Annotated in this window: 38 protein-coding genes and 1 pseudogene; all 39 read left to right on the forward strand. The window is 44.2% G+C overall.

Annotated features, from left to right (window positions below; translation table 11 throughout):
* A partial coding sequence (locus tag JCM19037_RS06030) for a sigma factor-like helix-turn-helix DNA-binding protein (protein ID WP_052363598.1) occupies positions 1–525 on the forward strand: 525 nt, incomplete at its 5' end.
* 92 nt (positions 526–617) lie between these two features.
* Positions 618–1,358 (forward strand): hypothetical protein, encoded by a 741-nt coding sequence (locus JCM19037_RS22200; protein ID WP_052363599.1) that lies wholly within the window; start codon positions 618–620, stop codon positions 1,356–1,358.
* A 408-nt stretch (positions 1,359–1,766) separates the two neighbouring features.
* Positions 1,767–1,907 (forward strand): hypothetical protein, encoded by a 141-nt coding sequence (locus JCM19037_RS26825; RefSeq protein ID WP_238544582.1) that lies wholly within the window; start codon positions 1,767–1,769, stop codon positions 1,905–1,907.
* 332 nt (positions 1,908–2,239) lie between these two features.
* Positions 2,240–2,794, forward strand: a complete 555-nt coding sequence (locus JCM19037_RS06045; RefSeq protein WP_042398953.1) for a hypothetical protein — start codon at positions 2,240–2,242, stop codon at positions 2,792–2,794.
* 91 nt (positions 2,795–2,885) lie between these two features.
* Positions 2,886–3,086: a hypothetical protein gene (locus tag JCM19037_RS06050; protein WP_042398956.1), complete on the forward strand. Its 201-nt coding sequence runs from the start codon at positions 2,886–2,888 to the stop codon at positions 3,084–3,086.
* Between the two features lie 252 nt (positions 3,087–3,338).
* On the forward strand, positions 3,339–3,677 hold the full coding sequence (locus JCM19037_RS06055; RefSeq protein ID WP_042398958.1) for a hypothetical protein: 339 nt from the start codon (positions 3,339–3,341) through the stop codon (positions 3,675–3,677).
* A gap of 89 nt (positions 3,678–3,766) precedes the next feature.
* Entirely contained in the window at positions 3,767–3,910 is a 144-nt protein-coding gene (locus JCM19037_RS26830; RefSeq protein WP_238544583.1) for a phage terminase small subunit-related protein, read from the forward strand.
* 106 nt (positions 3,911–4,016) lie between these two features.
* Positions 4,017–4,382 carry a hypothetical protein gene (locus JCM19037_RS26835; protein WP_052363601.1) on the forward strand — a complete coding sequence of 122 codons (366 nt, stop codon included), beginning with the start codon at positions 4,017–4,019 and terminating at the stop codon, positions 4,380–4,382.
* Between the two features lie 97 nt (positions 4,383–4,479).
* Positions 4,480–5,643 (forward strand): PBSX family phage terminase large subunit, encoded by a 1,164-nt coding sequence (locus tag JCM19037_RS06065; RefSeq protein WP_238544576.1) that lies wholly within the window; start codon positions 4,480–4,482, stop codon positions 5,641–5,643.
* Positions 5,644–5,853 carry a hypothetical protein gene (locus tag JCM19037_RS06070; RefSeq protein ID WP_042398964.1) on the forward strand — a complete coding sequence of 70 codons (210 nt, stop codon included), beginning with the start codon at positions 5,644–5,646 and terminating at the stop codon, positions 5,851–5,853.
* Positions 5,854–7,314, forward strand: a complete 1,461-nt coding sequence (locus JCM19037_RS06075; RefSeq protein ID WP_042398967.1) for a phage portal protein — start codon at positions 5,854–5,856, stop codon at positions 7,312–7,314.
* Positions 7,311–8,504 (forward strand): phage minor capsid protein, encoded by a 1,194-nt coding sequence (locus JCM19037_RS06080; protein WP_042398969.1) that lies wholly within the window; start codon positions 7,311–7,313, stop codon positions 8,502–8,504. The genes JCM19037_RS06075 and JCM19037_RS06080 overlap by 4 nt, the downstream gene beginning before the upstream one ends.
* A 48-nt stretch (positions 8,505–8,552) precedes the next feature.
* Complete coding sequence (locus JCM19037_RS06085) at positions 8,553–8,966, forward strand: hypothetical protein (RefSeq protein WP_042398972.1); 414 nt, start codon at positions 8,553–8,555, stop codon at positions 8,964–8,966.
* Between the two features lie 11 nt (positions 8,967–8,977).
* A complete protein-coding gene (locus JCM19037_RS06090; RefSeq protein ID WP_042398974.1) occupies positions 8,978–9,190 on the forward strand; it encodes a hypothetical protein in 213 nt (70 codons plus the stop codon).
* Between the two features lie 21 nt (positions 9,191–9,211).
* Positions 9,212–9,691 (forward strand): phage major capsid protein, encoded by a 480-nt coding sequence (locus tag JCM19037_RS28290; protein ID WP_202963221.1) that lies wholly within the window; start codon positions 9,212–9,214, stop codon positions 9,689–9,691.
* Positions 9,670–10,242, forward strand: coding sequence for a phage major capsid protein (locus JCM19037_RS28295; RefSeq protein WP_202963222.1), 573 nt, complete (start codon positions 9,670–9,672; stop codon positions 10,240–10,242). The genes JCM19037_RS28290 and JCM19037_RS28295 overlap by 22 nt, the downstream gene beginning before the upstream one ends.
* Positions 10,242–10,682 carry a head fiber protein gene (locus JCM19037_RS06100; protein ID WP_042398977.1) on the forward strand — a complete coding sequence of 147 codons (441 nt, stop codon included), beginning with the start codon at positions 10,242–10,244 and terminating at the stop codon, positions 10,680–10,682. Before JCM19037_RS28295 ends, JCM19037_RS06100 begins: the two co-directional genes overlap by 1 nt.
* Positions 10,679–10,777, forward strand: coding sequence for a Rho termination factor N-terminal domain-containing protein (locus JCM19037_RS06105; RefSeq protein WP_052363602.1), 99 nt, complete (start codon positions 10,679–10,681; stop codon positions 10,775–10,777). The genes JCM19037_RS06100 and JCM19037_RS06105 overlap by 4 nt, the downstream gene beginning before the upstream one ends.
* A 4-nt stretch (positions 10,778–10,781) precedes the next feature.
* Positions 10,782–11,210 (forward strand): hypothetical protein, encoded by a 429-nt coding sequence (locus JCM19037_RS06110; protein WP_042398983.1) that lies wholly within the window; start codon positions 10,782–10,784, stop codon positions 11,208–11,210.
* Entirely contained in the window at positions 11,207–11,563 is a 357-nt protein-coding gene (locus tag JCM19037_RS06115) for a hypothetical protein (RefSeq protein WP_042398986.1), read from the forward strand. Before JCM19037_RS06110 ends, JCM19037_RS06115 begins: the two co-directional genes overlap by 4 nt.
* A 25-nt stretch (positions 11,564–11,588) precedes the next feature.
* The gene (locus JCM19037_RS06120; RefSeq protein WP_152548967.1) at positions 11,589–11,939 is read left to right on the forward strand and encodes a hypothetical protein; all 351 of its coding nucleotides are present in this window, start codon (positions 11,589–11,591) and stop codon (positions 11,937–11,939) included.
* Between the two features lie 128 nt (positions 11,940–12,067).
* On the forward strand, positions 12,068–12,343 hold the full coding sequence (locus JCM19037_RS06125; RefSeq protein ID WP_255357863.1) for a minor capsid protein: 276 nt from the start codon (positions 12,068–12,070) through the stop codon (positions 12,341–12,343).
* A 12-nt stretch (positions 12,344–12,355) separates the two neighbouring features.
* Positions 12,356–12,790, forward strand: a complete 435-nt coding sequence (locus JCM19037_RS06130) for a hypothetical protein (protein ID WP_042398992.1) — start codon at positions 12,356–12,358, stop codon at positions 12,788–12,790.
* On the forward strand, positions 12,790–13,251 hold the full coding sequence (locus tag JCM19037_RS06135; protein WP_042398993.1) for a hypothetical protein: 462 nt from the start codon (positions 12,790–12,792) through the stop codon (positions 13,249–13,251). Before JCM19037_RS06130 ends, JCM19037_RS06135 begins: the two co-directional genes overlap by 1 nt.
* A 98-nt stretch (positions 13,252–13,349) precedes the next feature.
* Positions 13,350–13,499: a hypothetical protein gene (locus JCM19037_RS29160; RefSeq protein ID WP_307189735.1), complete on the forward strand. Its 150-nt coding sequence runs from the start codon at positions 13,350–13,352 to the stop codon at positions 13,497–13,499.
* Positions 13,500–17,060, forward strand: a complete 3,561-nt coding sequence (locus tag JCM19037_RS22215) for a phage tail tape measure protein (protein ID WP_052363603.1) — start codon at positions 13,500–13,502, stop codon at positions 17,058–17,060.
* Positions 17,061–17,120: 60 nt separating this feature from the next.
* On the forward strand, positions 17,121–17,924 hold the full coding sequence (locus JCM19037_RS06150) for a phage tail family protein (protein WP_052363604.1): 804 nt from the start codon (positions 17,121–17,123) through the stop codon (positions 17,922–17,924).
* 11 nt (positions 17,925–17,935) lie between these two features.
* A complete protein-coding gene (locus tag JCM19037_RS06155; protein WP_052363605.1) occupies positions 17,936–18,295 on the forward strand; it encodes a hypothetical protein in 360 nt (119 codons plus the stop codon).
* On the forward strand, positions 18,270–19,148 hold the full coding sequence (locus JCM19037_RS22220; protein WP_052363606.1) for a hypothetical protein: 879 nt from the start codon (positions 18,270–18,272) through the stop codon (positions 19,146–19,148). The genes JCM19037_RS06155 and JCM19037_RS22220 overlap by 26 nt, the downstream gene beginning before the upstream one ends.
* Before the next feature lie 2 nt (positions 19,149–19,150).
* Positions 19,151–19,459 carry a hypothetical protein gene (locus JCM19037_RS06160; RefSeq protein WP_042398997.1) on the forward strand — a complete coding sequence of 103 codons (309 nt, stop codon included), beginning with the start codon at positions 19,151–19,153 and terminating at the stop codon, positions 19,457–19,459.
* On the forward strand, positions 19,443–19,601 hold the full coding sequence (locus tag JCM19037_RS24035; RefSeq protein WP_081829104.1) for an XkdX family protein: 159 nt from the start codon (positions 19,443–19,445) through the stop codon (positions 19,599–19,601). Before JCM19037_RS06160 ends, JCM19037_RS24035 begins: the two co-directional genes overlap by 17 nt.
* A gap of 110 nt (positions 19,602–19,711) precedes the next feature.
* Positions 19,712–19,921: a hypothetical protein gene (locus JCM19037_RS06165; RefSeq protein ID WP_042399000.1), complete on the forward strand. Its 210-nt coding sequence runs from the start codon at positions 19,712–19,714 to the stop codon at positions 19,919–19,921.
* A 146-nt stretch (positions 19,922–20,067) separates the two neighbouring features.
* A pseudogene (locus tag JCM19037_RS06170) lies at positions 20,068–21,167 on the forward strand (siphovirus ReqiPepy6 Gp37-like family protein).
* A 40-nt stretch (positions 21,168–21,207) separates the two neighbouring features.
* On the forward strand, positions 21,208–21,555 hold the full coding sequence (locus JCM19037_RS06175; RefSeq protein ID WP_042399002.1) for a hypothetical protein: 348 nt from the start codon (positions 21,208–21,210) through the stop codon (positions 21,553–21,555).
* A gap of 12 nt (positions 21,556–21,567) precedes the next feature.
* Positions 21,568–21,912: a phage holin gene (locus tag JCM19037_RS06180; RefSeq protein WP_042399005.1), complete on the forward strand. Its 345-nt coding sequence runs from the start codon at positions 21,568–21,570 to the stop codon at positions 21,910–21,912.
* 124 nt (positions 21,913–22,036) lie between these two features.
* Positions 22,037–22,714 (forward strand): N-acetylmuramoyl-L-alanine amidase family protein, encoded by a 678-nt coding sequence (locus tag JCM19037_RS22230; protein WP_052363609.1) that lies wholly within the window; start codon positions 22,037–22,039, stop codon positions 22,712–22,714.
* A gap of 102 nt (positions 22,715–22,816) precedes the next feature.
* A complete protein-coding gene (locus tag JCM19037_RS06190; protein WP_042399006.1) occupies positions 22,817–23,023 on the forward strand; it encodes a hypothetical protein in 207 nt (68 codons plus the stop codon).
* Between the two features lie 175 nt (positions 23,024–23,198).
* Positions 23,199–23,444, forward strand: a complete 246-nt coding sequence (locus JCM19037_RS06195) for a DNA-binding protein (protein WP_042399007.1) — start codon at positions 23,199–23,201, stop codon at positions 23,442–23,444.
* Between the two features lie 451 nt (positions 23,445–23,895).
* A complete protein-coding gene (locus JCM19037_RS06205) occupies positions 23,896–24,579 on the forward strand; it encodes a helix-turn-helix transcriptional regulator (protein ID WP_042399009.1) in 684 nt (227 codons plus the stop codon).
* The last annotated feature ends 20 nt before the right edge of the window (positions 24,580–24,599 follow it).

The following is a 24,599-nucleotide window of genomic DNA, read 5'->3' on the forward strand; positions in this document are numbered from 1 at the left end:
TGGATGTTGGATCTGATTATTGAGTACAAAGTGAAGCTCAAGGAATTAAAGGAATACAGAGAGACATTAGAGCGGAAACCTGTCGAGACGAAAGCGGCTTGGACGCAATTGAAGCATGAGAAAAGTGAGCACGAAATTGTGGGCGATGCAATCAGCAGCTTAGAATATGCCATCGAGTGGATGGTGACCAGCCGGAAACCGGGAGCTAAGCGGGATATTGATCGGCGCTCTGTGCACCAGCGCACAGTGTACATGGACCCGGACAAGCTCGAGCGTTTGCAGCATAATGTCGTGGAGCACACGGAGATTAGCGAGGTGGAGCACAACCGGTTGGACGACGCGCTGTCTGTGCTTACGGAGAGGGAGCGGGAGGTTTATGTGATGTGTAAGGCGGAGATGCTGTCGATGGAGCAGGCGGGGCGGTATCTGGGCGTCTGTAAGGGGACGGTGCAAAAGACGGTGGGGCGTGCAGAAGCAAAAGTTAATAACCAGATTAACACGAGCCTCTTCTCCTTTGTGGGATGAGGCTTTTTAGAGCATTGTTGATATATTGACTTAATTGACTCTTTATATATTTAGTAACGTTTAGTACACTTTAGTTAAAAAGGAGGATGAAATTGCCGCCTTTTGACGAATTTGGTTATACAGCTCGTGATTACTATGGAACGATTGAAGAAATCATTCATATTATAAAAAAACATTTTCTTGAAGTAACGTATGTTTGGATTGAATCGTTGCAAAATGAAGGATCTAATCCATATAATTTGAAAAAGAAACAAGTGTCACATATTGTGAGTATTATGGAGTCTTACGATCAGTATCAGTTCAATCATAATTTTGTTGATATTTTGAATGGCTATAATGAGTATCTAACTTTCTTGACCATTTATGACCTCGATTACTTGGAGGATAATTATTCACAGTTGGATTTGAGGATGAGGGTAAAAGAACCTCAATCATACGTAAGTAAGCTTCTTCATTATAGAATAAATAAAAATGAACTTGGAAAGATACCATTAAACAAATGTTTAAATGATCTTTTAGGTCTAAGATTGATTGTGCCGGGTTTTGATTATAATTGCCCGGAATTTAGAGGATTATTCGAAAGTATCCAGAATAGGTTTAAAGATGAGGGTTTTAGGGTTAAACTAAATCATCAATGCGTTGGTGATTACGAAGCTATTCACATATATTTCGATGGAGAGAATAACACCCATTTTCCTTGGGAGCTTCAAATTTGGAGCAAAGAAAAAGCTAAAGGGAATTATGATTCTCACGCATTACATAAGCAGGCTTACACTGAGTGGGCTGGTTCTTATAAGGATATACAAACATCTGAAAGAAAAGGAGGAGAGTAGAATGGTGAGCCATTTCATTGCAATTCAGAGCTCGTATGTTCAAGGAAAAAGAATAGGGTGGCATTCTGTCAATGAAGATGAGATGGACAAAGATCACATTCGCTCTTTCTTAATTAAATATAAACGTGAATGTGGAAATGTTCACTTAGGCATTCACAAATTAAAGACTGATAGAAGATCGAAGAAATCAATTGCTGAAAAAGACAAGTTCTTTGAAGATGTTATATTCACATCCGATATTGATGAGTTTATTAACATTGCTAAGAGGGACGGTGAACTAGTAGCTGATGACGTTGCTCGTTTCATTCTTAGTATGCTGCCTGTTTCTCATTTAAAGTTGCAGAAGTTGATTTATTTAGCTACGCTAGGTATCTTAAGAAGACCGGAACGAAACTATTCCAAGAACCGATTGTTGCATACAATTATGGTCCAGTTGTTGAATCGATATTCCGAGAATATAGAACTCATGGAAGAGACAACATTGAACAGGTTGAAGATGATGTATTCGAAATCTTAGTGGAGGAAATGGCAGTTACGCATCATTCATGAGGATCGCTACGTCAAAACACGGTTTAGTAGCAATTGAATCTATACTGGGTGTTTTGAAAAAATATATGGATTACAAACCATTCGATCTTGTGGAATTAACCCATAAATCAGGCGGGCCGTGGTCTCGAGTATACGAAGAATATATGAACAACACGATAGAGGATTCGGTGATTTTAAAGTACCACGATGTTATCGAGGATTAGATATTGCCATACGCCCGCCACCTATATATGAGAGCCATTCTTATTAAGCCGCAGCGAGGTTGGTCGTTGTGGCTTTTTGGTGCAATTACAAAACCTTCTAGATTATACTGTTTTTAGGGGGTTTTAATAATGGAACAAATTTTAAGTTTATTACCAGTGTTTTTGCCGGTTATAACAACTTTTGTGGGTATCTGGATCGGGAATGCATTAACAAAAAATAACAATGAAGAGCTAGAGCGCCGATTTATGAAAAAAAGATTACGTGCCGAGAAAATTGAAGTATTATTAAATGAATACAGCAACATATCTAGATCTATATCTAAAATAAATCTTTTAACAAAAAGGTTAGTTAGACAAGAAATAAGCAGTTTAGAATTTAGAAATCTTGAAGATGAACAAGAAATAATTATAGCTGATTCAGTAAGGTTGATTGCTGTTAACATGCCTGTTATAAGCGAATTTGAAGAAAGTTACGATGCTTTTCTAGGTGAATATATTAAAGTGATGGAAAAGGTTCATCAAAAATATATTAATAAAGAAAACGAAGGTAAAATGCTTATAAAGTTTTCGCCAGAGCAAATAAGTGACGTTAAGATAAAAGACGATTTTGAATTATTGCTGAAGCTGTTAGAAACTACTCAAAAAAAGTTAAGCGAATCATTAAAAGATGTGTTGGATAAATAATGCACCCAACCAGGCGCTTTTTGTTTATTGATGCAGGAATATAGTCCCTTATGGCGAAGTTGGTAGAGAAACCAAATTATAGGGGGTTAATATGGGATTTAGTATAAGAAAACTTCAAATGTTGCAATCAAAAGTAAATAAAATGCTCAGTAACGCATTTTGTGTTATGGACGTACTAGATAAAGAAAAAAAGTTGTCAGATGGCGATTTTTTGTTAGCTCAGGGATTTTACACACTATCAGAAAATTATAGCTCATCAGCTAATGATGTATACTTTGAAAATGAAGCTTAGAAAACTACAAATATGATGAAATATTTATTGCATTTGATGCTTGGAGCTTTCAAGTTAGAAAATTTATTGTGGACAAAAATAATTTCTCTTATGTCACAAGTAGCTTTGATGAACTTATGGAAAAATCAAAGGAATTGACCAAATTTGTTAATGAATCAATTGAGAATTTAGAATTAAAGTAAAAGATATTTAAAGTATAAGGAATAAAAGCACCCACTCGGGTGCTTTTTTAATGCTTACATAACGAAAGGGGTGATCATCATTGAAAAAGCGCTAGTAACATGCGATTGCGGGAAGCATTTTAAAGTAAGAGAGATTAAAAAAAGAAGAATGGGTGTGCACCAAGGTCAAAAGGTGCGTGCCCATTTTTTTGTTTGTCCTGATTGCCGTAAAAAACACCCGTTTCTTTGGGAGAACGATGATATACGCAAGCTCAGGCAAAAGAACAAACAGCACCAGGACAAGATGGGCGAGTATATAAGAGCAAAGCAAATTGGCAAGGCAGAGCACGAAAAATGGCAGTTTGAACAGGGAATGACGAAGGCGAGGGGGATAAAGGGGGAGTTGAAAGAACGCTTCCCATTCCCTTAAATCGCAAAACAACTTAACGAGATGTCGGGGGTGGTGAGCTTGTAGTGACTGAGCAACAGTTAAAAGCACAGAGAGATTACGTTAATGGAATGAAGTATAAAGATATTGCAGATAAACATGGCGTCTCACTAAACACCGTTAAGAGTTGGAAAAAGCGCCATGCTTGGTCACGCAAAAAGGTGCACACAAAAATAAAGATGGGGTGCACCCGAAAAAGCCCGGCGCTCCATTAGGTAACGGCAACGCAATAGGCAATAAAGGCGGTGCGCCAAAAGGAAATAGCAACGCTGTCAGCCACGGTTTGTTTGCTAAGTACCTACCGCCGAAACACTAGAGCTCGTGGAACATTTTGAGAACGAGGATCAGATTGCCAAGTTAAAGCGAAATATCGCCATACAGGAAGCTGCCATTATCCGATCTCAAAAAATCATGTATGTTGATGATAAAAACGAACTCATTAAAGAGCTGAAAAAGAAACAAAAAGGAAATGTGAGCGGCGAAGAGTGGGAAATCCAGTTTGCTTGGGATCGCCAAGGCAATTATCTCAATTCATTATCCCGTGCCATGACAACATTAGTGAGCATGTACAAGCAACTGGATGAGTTAACCAGAGATAGCGGCGAGGATGTACAGACATCTATCGGCTCATTCGTGGATGCTCTCAAAGACAACGTAGAGGACGTGTGGGACGATGAGCAAGAATAGGAATAAAATTGCGTCGTTTAAATATCGTCCATTTTCTCGCAAGCAAAAGAAGGTACTGACGTGGTGGACAGAACGAAGCCCATATAAAGATCACGACATGCTTATTGCGGATGGAGCAATTCGTTCGGGTAAAACCATTTCATGCATCGATAGTTTCGTGACCTGGTCGCTTTCGTCATTTGAAAACGAGACCTTTATCATCGCTGGTCGTTCAATGGGTGCGCTCAAACGTAACGTGTTGCAACCGTTATTTCAAATACTGGCTGCAAAAGGGTTGGGCTATCAATATAATCGCTCGGAAAACTTCTTTGTCGTTGGCTCAAACACTTATTACTGTTTTGGAGCGAGCAACGAAGCGAGCCAAGACGTTTTGCAGGGCTTGACCGCAGCAGGCGCATATGCCGATGAGGTGGCGTTGTTTCCCAAATCGTTTGTTGAGCAGATGATCGGTCGTTGTTCGGTTGATGGCGCAAAGATATTCGCTAACTGCAATCCACAAGGACCAAAACACTGGTTCAAAGAGCAATACATCGATAAGGCAAACGAGAAGAAAATCCTGTATCTGCACTTTACGATTAACGACAATTTGACGCTTGCTGAGCGAGTGAAAGAGCGTTATCGCAGGATGTTTACAGGCGTCTTTTACAAGCGCTTTATCCAAGGCTTATGGGTGATGGCTGAGGGGCTTATTTTCGACATGTTCTCTGAGGAAGATAATGTTGTCAAAGAGCATCCCAAAATCCTGCAACATTGGGTAACGATTGACTATGGTACAGCTAACCCGACGGTGTTTCTGCTACTAGGATTAGGCAACGACAACAATATTTATGTGATCGATGAGTGGCGTTGGGATAGCAAAGCTAAGGGTCGTCAAAAGACGGATAAAGAGTACAGCCAAGCACTCAGTGTTTGGTTGCGTAGCCATAAGCTCATCCCGTCCTATATATTTGTCGATCCATCGGCAAAGTCATTTATATTGCAACTTAACAAAGATGGATTTAAAAAGATTGTGCAAGCTGACAACTCAGTACAGGACGGTATACGTGTTGTCTCATCCATGTTTGGTGCCAATCACTTATATGTGCACAAACGATGTGATGGCTTAATTAAAGAGCTATACGCTTATGTGTGGGACGAAAAGGCGCAGGAGCGTGGAGAGGATAAGCCTATGAAAGTAGATGATCACGGTCCCGATGCATTGCGGTACGGCATCTACAGTCGTCCAAGCGTGTGGCGTAATATTCTAAAGGAGGCGGGGTAAATGGATGGGTATAAACAAATGGAGCTAGAATATGCCATTGAAAACATGAAAAAATTGTCGCCTTATTTTGTGGATATTTCGAAAGAAATGGCAAAAATCACAAAAAGTTATTATGATGGCTTAATTAATCAAGGTTTTATGCATGATGATGCGGTAAAGATGTCCGTAAAATATACATTGGGAATATCGCAGGGGAAAGTTGGTGATTAAATGGCATTCCCACAAGAAAATAGTCAATGGCCGCCGCCAGCGTGGCAGTTTTGGTTTGATAAATTCCGAGAATGGGGCGCTTGGTACTCCGGTGACGAAGAAACGTTAATCCGGTACTACGGTAACAAAGTCACGCCAGCCATCAAAAACACGTTTTGGCAAAATCAAGCCGTGGAAAAACGTTCGAACAGCGTAAAGGTACATTTGCCCATTGCTGGGGACATTGCTTCCACAAGCGCAAACCTGCTATTCGGCGAAGTTCCTGACATTCAGTATGACGAGGATGCAGGCGGCGGAGATCGCATCAAACAATTTTTAGAGGACAACGCTTTTTACAATCTCATATTGGAGGGTGCGGAAATGAGTGCGGGGCTGTCCGGGCTCTTTTTTAAATTGGATATTGATCCCGAGCTGATGGACGTGCCGGTTGTGTCAGCAATTACACCTATCCAAGCGTTGCCCGAGTTCACGAGAGGGATGCTTACAGCCGTTACCTTTTATCAAGTGGTGCGCAGGGAGCAGAGCGGGAAAACCTATCGACTGTTTGAGGATCGGCGTCGTGAAAACGGACAACTGGTCATCCGGTATCGCTTGTATGACGGCAGTCACGATAGGATTGGATTGCCGATGGATTTAAACCAGCTTGAGGAGACCGCCGGAATGGATTTAGAGGATATATCCTACAACATGGAGGGATTAGGTTGCGTCTATATACCAAACATGCGCCCGAATCGATTACAGCCCGGCAATGCACTCGGAGTATCGGACTACCAAGGGGCGCTATCCCTGATGTCGAGTTTGGATGAAACATGGTCCTCGCTCATGCGCGATATTCGTCTAGGTTTAGGTCGTGTCCTTGTCGATGAGGAATTAGTGGACGAAAACGACTCGTTTGATGTGTTTAACGAGGTATTTCTAAAATTAAAAATGGGTGATTTACGTGTCGGTAGTGACAGCTATGATCCTATTAAAGAGGTGCAGTTTGACATCAGAGTAGACGAACATCTACGCACCGTTGAGGAACTTTGTGGGCAGATTGCGAGTCGTGCAGGCTACAACCCTCAAACGCTCGGATTTAACATACAAGGTCAAGCTGAGAGCGGTACAGCGTTGCATATAAGAGAGCGTAAGTCATTGTTAACGCGCGAGAAGAAAAGCCGTTACTGGCAACCTGCTTTACGCCAACTGCTCACTCAGATGCAACAGATGGATATAGAGAGCAGTTTGAGCACGCGTTATACGCCGCAGACCGTTTATGTGTCCATGCAGGATGGCGTTGTGCCGAATGAGCGTGAGGAGAGCGAGACGATCCGAAATCTTGATCAAGCTAAAGCTATATCGACGCTCATGAAGGTGCGTAAGCAACACCCAGATTGGGAGGAGAAAGAAGTGCTGGAAGAAGTTGAGCGTATCAGAAATGAGAATGGATCTGAGGGAATGCCGTTCCCTGGATTGCCATGATAAATCCGACGAGTTACGAGCGATACGGAGAGCCATTATTTGGTGCTGCCGAGATCGCGACATTAGGTGTTGGTGCGGCGTTATCCTACGTGCTTGGACGTGCTGTCCAAAATCCAGATGCGGTGCACGATCTTGAGGGGCAATTCATGCAGGCGGCGAGGGAGCAAGCAAGCTTGTTTGAGTCATCGTGGCAAGATTGGGCATCGGAAGAGTTAGCAAAGGCGTATATTCGGGGTATTAGGCACACCGACGCGGAATTACGACAGTTGGAAAATCGCATTGTCATACCGCCGCCGACTCGAGATATATCTCCCGGTACACCGATCCTCAAGCGGCAACCATCTACACAACAGCCATTATCGCAATCTGAGGGGCAAAGGTTTCGTAATTATGCCAAACACACCAAGTATTATGGCGTGTTTAAAGCGGCGGCACACGAGGGATTAGAGGGCACGCACTCACAAATTATCCGTTACAGCCAGGACGTATATAGACGTACAGCAATTGCGGTTGGCGATGCTAGTTTTCGCGAGGGCAACACCTTAACTCGTGTCGATATAGCACAACGCCAGTTAGATGATTATGCTCGGCAAGGTATTAAAGGTATCACGTATCGCAACGGTCGCAACTTCCCATTAGATGCATACGCCGAGATGGTAGGGCGGACGATGTCTGGCCATGCGGCTATCCAGGCAAGCCTTAACCGATATGAAGAGTATGGATATGATCTCGTGCGAATCTCCTCGCATTTTAGAGCTTGCGATATGTGCACGCCGTGGGAAGGTATTATCCTTACTCAGTCGGGCAACGACGCACGGTATTACACTTTGGAGGAGGCGATTGCGTCGGGGCTGTTTCATCCAAATTGCGCTCATGACATTAATCCTTATTTTGAAGGTATATCACCGGAGCAAGAGGTTAGAGTTGATCCGGCCGAGAGGGCGCTGATCGACGAATACGGTTACGAGCAAGCGCAGGAGGTGGCATACAATGCCCAGCAACAGCAAAGGGCCATAGAGAGGGAAATAAGAAAGGCGAAGCGTCAAGAGGCTACAGGGCTTACGCAAAGGGATAAAGAAGATAGCAAAGCAAAAGTCAATCAATTACAAGCGCGGCAACGAGAGCACTTAGAAAAATATCCGTATTTGCCAAGAAAATATGTACGAGAGCAAGTTAAAACAGCGCATTAATCCATACGCCCCAGGAGGGCTATTTTTTATATCAAAGGAGTGGGCTAGATGCCTTATAAACCAGTTTTACCAATGAACTTGCAGTATTTTGCTGATGGAGGGGACGGCGGCGACGGTGGTAATCAGCAAACCGATCAAGGTGATGGTGGTAGTAGCCAACAAACAAATCAGCAGACCCAACAGCCAAGCCAAACATCAAATAATCAGTCGCAGGACGGCAAAACGTTTGATGAGTCATATGTAAAGTCATTGCGAACAGAAGCCGCGGGTTATCGTACCGAGAAAAACGCACTACAAGAGCAAGTGAATCAAATGAAAAGGGCGCTTGGTTTGGAAAATGATGAGGTGGACCCTGATCAACTAGCAAACCAATTGCAGGACCGAGATCAAGAGATTAAATCGCTCAAAGTCGAGAATGCATTTTCTGCAATTGCTAATAAGATTGGCGCAGACCCGAACTGACTCTGGCAGTCATGAAGGCAGGTGGTCAACTTAAAGACTTAGACCCGAGTAGTCAATCGTTTAATGCTGATTTGGAATCAGCAATCAAGTCGTCAGTGGAGTCAAATCCGAAGCTGAAAGCCTCACAACCACGCCGCGCCGGTGCAACGCCACCCGACAATCAAAATGGCGATGGTAATGGGCTAGATATGAACAGTATGATTCGTCAAAAAGCAGGAAGATAAATAAAATTAGAGGTGAATTATATGAAAAAGAACATCACTGGATCAATGAAAATGAACTTGCAACACTTTGCAGAATACAACGGCATTATCTCTCGTGATGATGCACAAGCGCTAATCCCGGAAGAGGTCAGTCGAGAAATTATTGAGGGCGCTGTACAAAATAGTGCTGTCATGCAGTTAGCAACAAGAGCACCAAACATGAGCCGTAATCAGCGCCGTATGCCGGTACTTGGCAGCTTGCCTATGGCTTATTTTGTTGACGGGGAAGCGCCGGACGGAGGTTTGAAGCAAACCACGAAAATGGCGTGGAAAAACAAGTTTCTGAACGTTGAAGAGATCGCAACTATTGTGCCGATTCCAGAGGCAGTGCTTGACGATACCGATTATGACATTTGGGGTCAGGTACGACCACGAATCGAGGAAGCGATGGGCGTGCTTTTCGACCGTGCTGTACTGTTTGGTGAGACTGCCCCCGCATCATGGCCGGAGCATGTACTCTAGGTGCTCAAAACGCCGGCAATAGCGTTGCACTTGGTACAGGATCAGATATTTATGATGACATCATGGGTGAAAGGGGATTGATTGCAGGCGTTGAAGAAAGTGGATTCATGGTTAACGGTCATGTATCTTCCATGTCGATGCGTTCTAAGTTGCGCGGTTTGCGTGATGGTCAAGGACAACCACTGTTTAACTCCACAATGCAAGAAAGCACGAGGTATCAACTAGATGGCGAACCTACCATTTTCCCGCGTAACGGAGCAATTACAGCAGATGACGCCGCGCTTATGTTTGCAGGCGACTGGAATCAACTCATCTACGCTATGCGTCAAGACATCACCTATAAAATCCTTGACCAGTCAGTGATCACGGATGCTGATGGCAACATTGTTTATAACCTCGCTCAACAAGATATGGTTGCCTTGCGTGTGGTTATGCGTCTAGCTTGGCAAGTACCAAACCCAATTAACCGTATTAATCAAGATGAGTCTAGCCGTTATCCATTTGCGGTGCTTACGCCGCGTGAAACTAGCGGAGAGGGCGGTGAGGGTTAATGACCCGTATCACAGTCAATGTTCAGGGCGATGTGCAAAAGCATCGCCTTATGTGTTTGACAAAGTGGCATGATCCAGCAGATGAGGTCAATGTCCGGGCGGCGCACGATGGTGAAGTGCCTGAATTTGTCTCCACGAGCGATCTCAGTGATGGTGACAAAGTAATTATCAACATTACAGGAAACCCTACATGGGATGTAGAGGCTGGCGAGGATTTACCGGCAGGTATCCCCGTTGCTTGCGGAGAGGATGGCGTTGTAGTTGCCACGTCACCCTCATATGCTCGATTAATCGGATACACCGCAAACGCAGCGTCCGCAGGGTCAGTCGTAAAAGTCGTTAAGCAATTTATTGTTAATCGCAATTGGTTGGATGGCGTTGAAGAAACTGATTCAGAGCCGAGAGTGGAGGAGATGGAGAAAACGAGATTGAATCGATGACGGTTGCTCAGCTCAGAGATGAGGCAGAAAAAGAAGGAATCGAAGGCTACTCCTCTATGAAAAAGGCTGATCTTATTGATGCGTTGAAAGGGTGACGCTATGTACCTATCAGCCGAGGAATTTGTTGAATTGACCGGAAAAGATGAAGAACAAGCGACGGAACAACGCATAGCACTTGCGTGCATGTTGCTAGATGCTCGGTTAGGGAGTCGATCGGCGCACCGTGGGCGCATAGCTCAGCTAGATTATGAAACTGTGCTTGATTTCCCACCAGACCGCGAATGGATATTAGATATGGATAAGTTGTACACCTATCAACAAAGTGCTGTTAAGCAATGGGTGGCTCACATGATTGGATATTTGCATGATAACCAAGATCAAGCACCCGACGCAGCCACATTGTCTCTTGGGCGTTTTTCGGTGTCTAAAAATGCAGATGAGGTGTCGCCTGTACCTGCACAACTGCAATATGCAGATGGGTTACTCGCAACATCTAGGCTTGTTAAGCGGCAGGTGAAGATGTCATGACGAGCAAACAGCAAATCAAGTCTTTAATGTCTCACCGGGTGACAATAGATAAGCGAGATCGATCATACAATGGTGATTGGGAAACGGTTGAGTCGTACAGTGATCAGCCCGCATTTGTGGAGTATGGTAAGCGTCGGAGTGTCAATCAGCAAGGTGTCGAGGTCATGGTGAATGCACTCATATTTTTGCCCGATGACGCACCTATAGATGTGCAGCACGAGAGCTGGAGAATTACGCAAACGCACCCTTATCAGAGATCACCGATGGAAGCTATTAATATAGCGCCAATAGACGACCCGCGCACGGGTGAAACACATCACTATGAAATTGAAACACGTATGGGGGTGAGGTAGTGGCAACAAAAGCAGGATGGAAAACGTGGCTGGCAGCAATCTTTTAAAGCATGTTGCGGACGGTGGTCGTGCAACGGTACAAAAAACGGCTCATGTCGTGTTAGAAGGAGCAAAACAACAAGTTCCTCATGATGAAGGAGAGCTTCAACGTTCCGGTGTTGTTGTAATGGGAAACGGCGCAGAGGCTTGCATCAGCTTTGGCGGTGGTAGTGGCACTGGTCGTCAGAGGTTGCCATATGCAGTCCGTTGGCATGAGAATAACGCCAACTTCCAAAAAGGAAGAAAAATGCGCTATCTTGCTGATCCATTGCAACAATTAGGCCCGCGTGCATTTATAGCGGCTGCACAGCATGAGCTTGGAGGTCGATTGCGATGAGCATGGCAGATCAAGTCGCAAAATATTTAGTTGGTGAAGGTCTTGGCCGTTTAGGTCAGGACTTTTTTTGTTGGCACGCAACCAGATAGCCCTAACGACTGTGTGACATTTTATGATGAGGCAGCGCAATATACGAGCCGTCACACGGATTAAATGTCGATCAATTTGGTGTGCAGGTTATTGTGCGTAATGATAGCTATTTTTTGTCTGAGGAACTGTTGATGGAGATACACAGTCATTTGGTCGCTTTTGGTGATGACAAGTTTGTTGAGGGTGGTCCCGATATTTGGGTTGTGATGCTCCAAACAGCACCAGGAAGCATAGGGCGTGATGATAAAGGCAGAAATGAGTGGACAGTGCATTATACAATACGCGCGGAAGGGCGCGGCAAATACAGATTATAGGAGCGTGAAAATATGCCAGTAGCACGTAGATTTGCGGGCACGACAGTTGATGTAAACGAGGAAGTAGTTGCAAAGATCACTAGTTTCGGACACTCGATGGATATCGAGGAAGCAGACATTACCGGTTCGGAGGATTTAGTTGAGGGTGGCCTTATCTATCGTCAACAATTTATTGCGACGGCAGTTGGCGAGACGGTATCACTTGAGGGTATCTCAATTCAAGGCGACAAAGGGCAATCAGAGTTAAAAACAACCGCAGAGCAAGGCCGACAAGCCGAGCTCACGCACACAGACGCATCTGGGCGTGGTCACAAATTAACAGGATTTTTCACTTCATACGAGGAAGAGGGTTCGGTTTCTGACGGAATTTACAATTTCTCTGGTGAATTCCGAGTGAACAGCAAAGAAGAAATTGATCCAGGTAACGGGGAAGGAGGCGAAGGATAATGCATAACGCTGAAAAGCTTCACTATCTCAATGAAAAAGCAGATGAAATCTCGCAAATTCAGCAAGAAAGTCTCGCTGCTGATTACGATGTTGCATTAAAAGAATACAACGAAAAAGACAAGCCGAAAGTCGTTAAGTTTAACAACGAGTATTTTCCAGTTGCCAAAGAAATGCCGTTTAAATTTGCAACATTTTATTTTAGGCATTGCGTGCGTAAAGTACAAGGAAAAACACAAATGGAAGTGCCAGAAGATCGGATGTATGAGTTTATCGAGTTGATGTTTGGTGAAAAATTTTTAAGCTCGCTTGAACGATCAGAAGCCGGTATTAATTTTGTGTTTCAGCACATCGTGCCTGACATCATGGGCATGTGGGGACACGATGTAGACACTGGTCAAGGTGGTAAGGCTCAAATCAGTGGGAACGGTGGAGCAAAAAACGGAATGACCCCCGGGTATTAATCTGGGGGTGGGCGTCGTTAGAAGCTGATTTTTTAAGATTTTATAGCATGGATTTAAATACAGAAGCGTTTTCAGACCGTCTCTCATGGAGGCGGTTTTTGGTTTTAGTTGGTGCATTGCCAGAGGACTCCGCATGGATACGTTTCATGCGCGATAAAAAGAAACGCTCAATGGCTGAATGGGACGAGTCAGAAGTCAACCAAGCAGCATCAGCAACAAGCAAACCAAGCAAGAGGGGAGGGGCATAAATGGCTTTTGTGGTTGGTCAATTATCTGCACCAATTACGTTGGATGACTCGGGGTTTTCCTCGTCCTTGTCTGGCGTGAGGTCAGCAGGAGAATCGTCAGCAAGTGCAATAGGCAAGAGTTTTCAACAAGCCGGGCAGAAAGTTACGGACATAGGGAAAACACTCACAAAAGCAGTCACCGTACCTATTGCTGGTATTGCGACGGCCGCCGTTGCTGCAGGTATGAGTTTTGATAGTCAAATGTCAAAGGTACAAGCAATATCTGGCGCTACAGGCAGTGCAATGGACGACATGCGTAATAAGGCAAAGGAGATGGGCGCTACCACTCGTTTTACGGCTACACAATCCGGTGAGGCGATGGAATACATGGCATTGGCTGGTTGGGATGCTCAGCAGATCATTGCAGGTTTGCCGGGCGTACTTAATCTAGCGGCTGCCGGTGCACTTGATCTCGGTCGTGCTTCAGATATTGTAACGGATACGATGTCGATGTTTAGAATGGAGGCGCACGAGGCGGCGCGTGCAGCGGACGTGTTTGCATATGCTCAGGCAAACTCAAACACGAACGTAGAGCAATTAGGCGAGGCGCTTAAATACTCTGGTGCGACAGCGGCAGCCGCAGGAATGGACTTGGAGCAGACATCTGCAATCCTCGGCGTACTTGCGAACAACGGTATTAAAGGATCGTCAGCAGGTACAGCGCTTGATGCGATGTTTAGAGACTTACGCCAAAGCGCGGAAAATGGAGCTATAGCGATTGGAGACACAAGCATTGCTCTGTACGATGCGCAAGGAAATATGCGGCCGATGACAGATATACTCGGCGATATTGAGGGTGCGACAGAGGGGATGACAGATGCTCAGCGAGATGCGGCACTAAGCTCAGTTTTCCAAGCGCGTTCTATGCGTGGTGTAAACATTTTACTTGGAGAGGGTACAGATGCAATACGAGAACTAGAAGCAGGCATGTATGGCGCTGACGGTGCGGCTCAATCAATGGCAGACATCATGAGTAACAATCTAGGTGGATCAATGATTGCACTTAAATCAGCTTTAGAGGGTGCTGCCATCGCTATCTACGAAGTGTTTGAGCCTGCCTTACGAGCAATCATAGATTTTTTGGCAATGCTAGTACGTAGCTTTATCGACTTAGATGACAGTATCATGAAAGCTATCGTTGTGATAGGTGGTATCGCTGCAGCAGTCGGGCCCGTTTTAATCGCTATGGGTGCCATGCTCAAAATTATAGGTGCAACAATACCGGCTCTCGCTGGGATGGTGTCGCCGGTTGGTTTAGTGGTTGCTGGTTTGGTTGGTCTTGGTGCTGCTTTTGTAGCCGCATACAGCAACTCGGAAACCTTTAGAAATATTGTCCAAGGTGCGATGGAAGCCGTAAGAAACATCGTTATGACAGTTGTCACAGCAATTACAGGGTATTGGGAACAGTACGGATCGACAATATTGGCGACTGCAACCACTGTATTTGAGACCATCCGCACGACAATCATGACCGTATTAGATGCAGTTGTATCATTTATCAGCGAGAAATTACAAATGATTCAACAATTTTGGGCAGAAAACGGCGAGGCGATTTTGCAAGCGGTCACTAATGTCTTTAACTTTATCGCTACGATTATCACAACCGTAATGAATACCATTTGGTCAATTATGGAGTTTATCTGGCCAGCAATTAAATACCTCATTATTACAACGTGGGAGCTAATCAAAGGAGCAATAGATGGGGCGCTTAATTTTATTATGGGTCTTGTCAATACATTTGCTGGTTTGTTTACTGGAGATTTCAGCCGCATGTGGGAAGGTATTAAGCAGATGTTTACAGGTGCGGTGCAATTCCTATGGAACGCTATTCAGTTGTATTTTATTGGACGGATCGTCGGTGTTGTAAGGTCATTCGTAGGCTTAATGCGTAACTTTATATCAAACATGTGGAACGGCATTAGAAATCTGTTTACAAACGCACTAAACACGATAAGGTCAACAGTCCAAAACGTCACAAGTAATATACAAAGCATTTGGAATCGTATCTGGGATGCGGTTTTTTCTTTTATCCGCACAATTTGGAACAACATTTTAGGCGTGTTTCGAAATGCACTGAGCAACATCGTGAACTTCGTACGTACTCAGTTTACAGCAGCACAAAACAATATTCGCACAATCATGACAGCGGTACAGACGGTAATCCGAACGATTTGGAATACGATCCAAACCGTTTTTCGTAACATTTTAACAGCGATTGTTAACTTTGTACGTGGGCGTTTTGATGCTCAAAGACAAATGATTCAAACGACGATGAATAACATTAGAACGTTTTTACAAACAGTTTGGAACACAATTAGAAACGTATTTCAGACGGTGCTTAACGCAATCAGAAGCGTCGTGCAAACAGTATTTGATGCCATAAGGAACGCCATTACTACAGTCATGAATGCTATACGGTCACTAATCACAACAGTGTGGAATGGCATTAGAAACACGGTGACAACAGTCGTTAATGCTATTAGAAACGTGATCCAAACCGGTTTTAATGCAGCGCGTAACATCGTCAACAATGTGATGAGCGCAATTAGAGGGTTTATTTCGAATGGCATGAACAGTGCTAGAAACGTTGTTACAACAGTTACATCAGCAATCCGCAGTACTTTTACAACGGTATTCAACGCTCTCCGTGGCATTGTATCTACAGCGTTTAATGCTGTTGTTAGCGCAGTGAGATCAGGTATTACTAGTGCACTAAATGTTGTCCGAAACGCAGGGCAACGCTTTTTAGATGCCGGTCGTAATATCGTAAAAATGATTGCTGATGGAATCAAGAATGGTATTGGTATGGTAACAGGCGCTATTACAAATGTCGTAGACGCAGTGCGTGACTTTTTACCATTTTCCCCGGCAAAGACAGGACCATTAAAAGACATCCACAAGCTCGATTTTGGAGGTCCAATGGCAGAGTCGATTGAAAAGGCGACGACACAGGTCGTTAAAGCGATGAAAGAAGTCATGGAAGAGGTTAAGAATGTAATCTTATCCACGCTAGATGAGATTGTTAGAGATATGAAGGGGTACGCTCCAGAGTTTAAGGACGCTGGAAAAACGCTTGGAGAATCTGTTGCTGAAGGTATGGAGGAATCAAAAGATAGCATCAAAAAAGCCGCAGATGGGATCAAAGATGCTGCTGGCGGCGCCGTAAATCAAACGTTTAAAGGAAACGGACAAAGCATCCGAGGTGCACTAGAAAACATGGGTGTTGACCTCGGTTTTGGTAGCACAGGATTTGCGATCCGTGACAACCTCGGGGCAGATAGTGTAATCGGCAAGAATGGCGAAACGATAGTGGATCGGGAAATCTATGAAAAGGCTCTAGGAAAGGTAAGAGGGAATGGACTTGGCGAAGGCGGAGGAATACCGATGCGCCAAGAAAGACAAAATCAACCCCCTGTAATTAATCAGTACAATACGTATAATGACCCGAGAAATCCAAGTGAAGAGCGACGAAAGCAGAAAAAGCAAGGAAAAGACCTAGCGACACAATTGGGGATGAGCTAATGAGGATATCTTATACAAACCCTACAGGCAGAGTATTACATTCAGCCCGATACTAGTCCTATGTACAAAGTGAGAAACAAACAGGGTTTTGGTGGCACTGATATTGAAATGCAATTACAGTCTGCCCCGTATCAAGATGGGGCGACTCTCATTGATCAGCTCTTTGATCCTCGGGATCTATCTATCGGCATTTTTATATTTGGTGATCAATCAGAGTTGGCAGACCGACGAAGGATGATAGCTCGTGTTTTTAATCCTCGTCTTGGGTTGGGGCAATTACATGTAGTTGCAAACAACGGGGTTGAGTATGTGCTTCTTTGTGCACCTGATGGATCACCTAAATTTGATGAGGATAGCACGCAAGGGGCACAACACCAATTATCGACATTAGAACTCGTCGCCCCCGACCCGTTTTGGCGGAGTGTGCGCATCAGCGAGACACCACTAGCGGCGTTTCTTGGTTTATTCGAGTTTCCGTTTGAATTTCCTATGGAGTTTGGTATTCAGTCCGATTACGCATACATCAACAATGACGGCGATGTGCCTTGCCCGATCAATATTGAGTTTAACGGTCCAGCGGTTAATCCTACGATTGAAAATGTTACTACGGGCGAATACATCACGATCAGCCGTGATCTCCTTGAAAACGAAACGCTGAGGATCAACACAGCGCAGGGGAGCAAAACGGTCGAGATTACACGAGAGGATGGCACGACAGAAAACGGATGGAACTATATCAGAGATTACAACATAAGCTTTTTTGACCTTATTGTCGGGGAAAATGAAATCAAATACAGTGCAGATGAAGGTGCGGAGGATGCGACCGTTGTAATCACGTACCAAAAACGATATGTCGGTATTTAGGAGGGGTAACGTTGACCGAGATTTATAGCTTTTTTAATAGCACACCCGATGATCGTAGACCAAAGCAAGCAGAGGATTGGGCGAATTACTTTTCCAAGTTTTTAACCACAGGCTTGTACCACAAAAACGCCGAGGCAGGGCTTGCCGTCACGTCCGACGCCCAGATGAGAGTCCTGGTGGATGCGGGCGCGGCGTTTTTTAGCGGCTACATGTATGAAAACACCGCCCCGTTGCCATTAACCGTGCCACTAGCAGACAACAACCGTATCGATCGCGTGGTCGTGCGTCTCAACTTAAACGAGGATCAGCGCAATATCAGGGCGCATATCAAGCAGGGAACAGAGGATGAGCCGCCGGAGCTACAGCGATGAGTGGATCTATGAGCTCTCCATTGCTCGCATCAACGTAATCGGCGGGCAGTCGTTTATTGAGCAGTCTCAAATAATGGATGAGCGGTATGATGAGGACGTTTGCGGACTTGTGAGGTCGTTGTTGGACTTAAACGTCGATGAGGCGATGGAGCATATTGATGCGGAGATCCAGAAGTTTAGGGATGATTTTTCTAATGTAAATAATTATCCGATGGCTACACAGGCGCAAGCTGAGGGTGCTAGTTGGTTAATTGCTTATATGTCACCCAGAAATACAAGACAATTAATCCAAGCAAACACCCCATATCAAATTATCCATGATCAAGCAATTCCGAATGGCACGAAAGAGTTGGAAGTTAATATTCCCAATGGCAGTGATGTACGTGGTTTAAAAATACAGATAAACACATTTTTAAGTTTAAGTAACGCAAGTGGCGGTAGCGGTAGTACCACTCAAGGTGTTATTCCTTATTTAGTTGTAGGCAATACAGATATAAATTTGGTAGGTCATGTAGGTAATCTTAGGCTTGGGGGGTGGAATATAGCTAGTAGTTTTAATGATCCCGGTAGGGTATATGAAAGATTCGCAGAAGCAGTATGGATATGGAATCAAAACAATAGAATAGGTACTCCTGCTAGTGACAATAGCCGAGGGCTATCAAAGATATTAACTTTGGATTATAATAATACATCGCCCGCAACTTATTACAACACTAACGCTAACCTGAATTCTAACAATAGAAAGCTTAAAATATCCATACCCCAAAGTGCAGGGATTTTAAGTGCCGATGTTTCATTCAGAAAAGGTTCACGCTTAAAAGTTTGGGCAATTTATGATGATTGGAGTTTTTGAATATGGAGGATAATCTGGATAAATTTGATGTAGTTACAGACGATGACGGGAAATGGCTTGTTTGCAGGGAAACAGGTGCAAAGTATTTAACTGATGGTTTTAATGCTTGGTATAGAAAAATGCGCAATAAACAAAATGAAGCAGAACCAGAACCCGAAGAACCAACACCCCCTAATAACGACGAAGAAGTTGCCCAGCTAACCTACATGCTCATGCATGAGTCAGCCCGCAACGACTCACACGATAAAGACATTGGCAACCTATACTACGAACTCATGAGAGGTGGTGTGCTCCGTGCTGAACTGGTTTGATATGATTTCACGCTTTTACGCTAATGGGTCGTGGACACTTTCGATGGTCGCTGAAGCGGTAGAGTTTAAGAAGCTTAATACGGATGAGTTTGAGCAGATCACAGGTCAACAATACGATGCAGATGAGGATAACGCCGAGTAGGGCGTATTTTTTATATGCATAGATTTATTTATCATTTCTGTGAACTTTCGTAATTTTATGCGTTTATGTGTTAAAGTGTTGTTAGCATATCCAACATGGAGGGTTTACGATTGGAGCATATAACAATACAAGAGATCAACAAAGTAGACAAAGATAACGGTGATGTGCGTCTTATACTTGCTGAAAACGACATGAGAAAGGTAGTTGAAGTCAGTATATCTGAGGGTGTTTTTGTTTTCTCACGATATGATTTAGCTTACAATAAGCGAGTTAAAGTCATTGAGCATATACACAGTATATGGAATTCGGTTAGAGATTAGATCTCCCGTAAAAGGGAGGGAGAATGCACCTGGAAAGGTGTATTTTTTTATGCCTGAGGAGGTGACACATGCAACCCGAAAACTACCCACTACGGTTATTTACACCCGATATGGAGCTGTTAAATGAAATCGACCAATACGATTCCATGATCCACACACGGCGCTGGTCGGGCGTCGGGGATTTTCAGCTTGTCATCAACCAAAATTCGGTCGATATATCCCAGCTGGCAATAAACAACCTGATTATGATTGGCAATGATGTAAACCGTGTGGGGCGCATCCTGCATCGAGAGGCGGCGGTGGATCAAGCTGGGGCTGAGTCAGAGTTGTGGACCATACAAGGCGTGACGTTAGAGGCATTGCTAAAGACTCGCTTACACTTGCCCCAGCTGATCGAGACTACGACCGTATAACGAGCAATGCCGAAACGGTTATGAAGCACTATTTTAACAACAACGTGGTTGCCCCGGATGAGGGAGAGCGACACAAAGGTATACGGCGCAAAGAGCAAGTGGTCATTGCCCCCGATCAACAGCGAGGACGGCGTATCCAGTGGCAAGCCTCATATAAAGAGTTGGACGCTGAACTCGAGCGCATGTCAACGCTCACAGGCTTAGGGTGGTACTGCTATCTCGATTACGAACAACGCAAGTGGGTTATGGACGTGTCCGAGGGTCGAGACCTGACGCAAGGGCAGTCAGACAATTCCCCGGTCATCTTTAGCCCCGAGTTTGACTCAGTCGCCGAGCAACAGTTTTTAGACAGCATTGTTGACTACGCTTCAGTGGTTTATGTAGCTGGACAGGGCGAAGGCGCAGAGCGTCGTATCGTTGTTGTCGGCGATGGTGACGGACTTGATCGCCGTGAGGCATTTGTCGATGCTCGAGACGTTGAAGAGGAAATTGAGGATGAGGAAACGGGTGAAATGGTCCCGCGTCCGGTTGAGGACATCGATGAGGAACTACGACAACGCGGGGAGGAAGCGCTGGCAGAAAAGGCGCGCAAGCAGTCGTTTACATGTCAGATCATAGACGGCTCTCCGTTTAAGTATGAGGAAGACTGGGACCTAGGCGACATCGTAACTATCCAAAATCGTAAGTGGGGTGTCACTTTAGATGCCCGCATCGAGGAGGTCGAGGAGGTGATCGAGCGTGATAAGGGTCGCTCGCTATCTGTAACGTTTGGTCATGATTTGCCTAGCTTTATCAAAGTGATCAAGAGAGAGATGCGACAGAGCACCCTATAGGTGCTATTTTTTATGTAAAACGTGGAGGCGAGATGATGCATTGACGGAAAAGGACTGGAGAGAAGGCTTTACAGAGGTGAAAGAATCACTCGCTGAAATACGCACAGATCAAAAACACTTACTGCAATATATAAAAAACAATCAAGATCTAACATCACAAACGATGACGAAGGCAGACGAGGCATCCAACACAGCTAATCAAGCACTATATATTGCGCAAGGAGCAAAGACCGATCTCGTTTTATATAAAGAAGAGCAAGACCAAAAAATGATGAGGCAAAAGAAAAGCAGACGGTATTTACTGACAACCATATTTACCATAATTGGTTTATTGCTTACATTAATCGCAACCATAGCGCCTATACTTTTTAGGTTTTATGGCAATTAAGGAGAGGATCACATGTTAGAAGCACTGCAAACATCACTTATCGAGGTAGTCTTATCAACTGTCGGCATCTTAATCGCGGCGGCTGTATCTTATTTTACGCCGAAAATCAAGCGTTACCTGGACATTGCCGCAGACCGTGACAACCTCGGCATCATCGCTGAGATTACAAACGTTGCGGTAGAGCGTGTCGAGGAGCAATTTTCGGGCGAGTCTGGTGCGCTGAAGTTTGAAGAGGCAACACAATACGCATCCAAAATCTTGGAACGATACGGCATCGAGGTGTCTGACGATCTTATCCGTGCGCAGATCCAAGATGGTTGGCACCGCATGCAAACGGCAGATAAACAAGAGGTGTAGGCATGGTCAACATTATATCTGATATGATCCCCCGGTCTGCCAGCAACAGGCCGGGGCACTGGCAAACGCCAAATAAGATCGTCGTGCATGAGACAGCAACGTATCAAGAGGTGCCAACGCTGCTATGCACGGGCGTTATGTAAAAGGACAGGATGCCCGTAATCGGTCGGTGTCTTGGCATTTTACCGTTGATGACAGAGAGATCCGCCAGCATTTGCCCATTAACGAGCGTGGCTGGCACTCGGGTGCAGGTAACATTGATAGTGTCGGCATAGAAATATGTGTTAACGCTGACGGCAACTGGCAAAAGGCGAAAGCGAACGCTCAAAAGCTGATTGCTCACTTGCAATCACTAGGCATAAGCGTCATTACTACACACCGGCAGGAGACAGGCAAAAACTGCCCAGCTAGGCTGTTGCGTGAGGGCTTTGCTTCATTTTTGGCTGGGGTTAACAGCGTGGAGCAAGTCAAATCTGAGACTACAGAGGATGAGGTGATTTATGTGTTGGCTGGAGAATTTGAGTGGGGATCAAACAAAAAGGCGTTTGAGCAGGCGCTCAGGCGTTACGGCAACGTCAACGAGCGCGAGGCTTACGCTAACGATAAACTCAAGCTGGAGGATGCGTTGGGTGTCTTAGCAAAAGGCATCGATGCTGAGCCATCTGATAGCGTAGCAGAGGCGCATCGAGCGTCGTGGGATAAAGCCAAGCGAGTAGGCGTGCTCAATGGCGAGCGTCCCAAGCATTTTACGACTCGGGAGCAACTTGCGTCTGTCCTAGACCGCACTGGTCATCTGGATTAATCCACTAAAATGCGGGGAAATTCCTGCCATTTATTTTTGGTTTACCTATAGACACGTATATATAGATATGATATAATTAAAATATAGAAAGGAGGTAATAACTTGGAGATAGCGAAAGAATTAGCTAAGATATTCAAAGACTTGGCTATCGGAATCGGAGCACTTGGGCTACTCTACATCCGGCTTAAATCTCAAAGGAGAAAGCCCAAAAGCAAGCAGAAACGAAAGAAGCCCCATGCAAGAAGCGAAAGGGCAACAGGTAAAACGCTAGGTGAGGGATTGCGCCCCTCACCTTCCATACTATCATAAATTGGAGGGATTCAAACATGAACAAGATTGAAATTTCGTTCGCATTACTGGTAGCAATAGCGTTGTTATTTACAAACTGGTATGAAACGACTTTAGGGATTGTATCTATAACCGTTGCGGTAGTGTGTATGATTACAATATTTTTGATCACTCGTAACAAGAGGAGAGAAAAAGCATGAAGCACACCATTAACAGTAAAGATGAGCTTATAGCATTTGTCGACCACTACGTTTTGACCCCTAGTGAAGTAATGGAGATCCTCGATATTAATCGCCAAAGACTCTCTGCATTAAGTGCGGGTGGTAGGTTAAACCCGGTGAAGAAAGAGGGGAAAACTACAATCTATTACAGGCCGGATGTTGAAGCTTTAAAAAAGGAACTGGAAAAAGGGCGAGAAAAGTACAGACCGTACGACCAATAAGCCGCATAGCTTGCGGGCTACATAAGGGAGTGGATCGCATGAACAAGTTTCGAAGCAACCTGTACAAGCTAGCTCGTATCTTGGGAGACATTAATGCAGTAAAGAAAGGGACAGTCGGCAATCGCATCGCTAGAAGGGCGGCGGGTAAGGTCACAGGCCGAGGGTTACGGCGGATCTTCAAATGAGTGGGGTTGGAATATATCACTAGTAAAAAAGAATCAAAATATCTGTCAATTTGTGTTATAATGGAAATCCATCATTTGTTCGGTGCTTATCGAGCAATTAACCTCCACTATCGTGGGGGTCTTTTTTATGCCTAAAAATCCTTGGATTCTGGGCTTATTAGTTTCTATTGGTGATTCAACTTAGAATATTGACAACAAGATGAGTTTTGTATATCATTAATATACCGAATCGTAATAAATTGAATTCACTGAGGAGGGGAGTCTGTTTGAATCGTATATCTTTGTATAGAAGACAAAGTAAACTAACGCAAAGTAAGTTAGCTATAAAGATGGGGATTAGTCAGAAAAGAGTTTCGCAATTGGAAAGTGGCACTTCTGATCCCTCTATCTTTGAAATTCATAAGATGACTTATTTATTTAATTGTAGTTTTGAAGACCTTTACCCTAAAAAAGAGGAGCGTGGGAATGGAATGAATATATTTATAAAATATAAAGAATTAGAAAAGCATGCGGATCCCGATTTTACTCACTTAACCTATGGTGATGCTGATAATTTACGTGGGGCTAACACAAAAAAGAATGCAAAAATAGGGAGTTACGCTTTTTTCCATACGTCAATTGGAGATCAAGAGTATATTACAGCATACTATTTAATTGATAAAATACTTGAGCGCGGAGCTGATGGTAAACGAATTGATCAACTAAACAGTGCTGCGAAAGTGGATCATATTGTACTTGTAGGGGACCGTAATAAGTCAAAAATTCTGTCTACCCCTCTTGCATTGGACAGAAAATTGATTAAGGATTTGCCATCCTTAGGGATAACAGAAAACTATTTAGATAATTCGAAAACAGAGTTATTCGGAATAAGTAGTAAAACTAGGAATCATCGTACGATTAGCGATAAAGAAGCAAATCATATAATTCAATTGTGTAAGAATAAAGGTTAAACCCAAAAAGCTAGGTATGT

Origin of the sequence: Geomicrobium sp. JCM 19037 (genome assembly GCF_000698105.1) — a bacterium.
Lineage (GTDB): Bacteria > Bacillota > Bacilli > Bacillales > Marinococcaceae > Geomicrobium_A.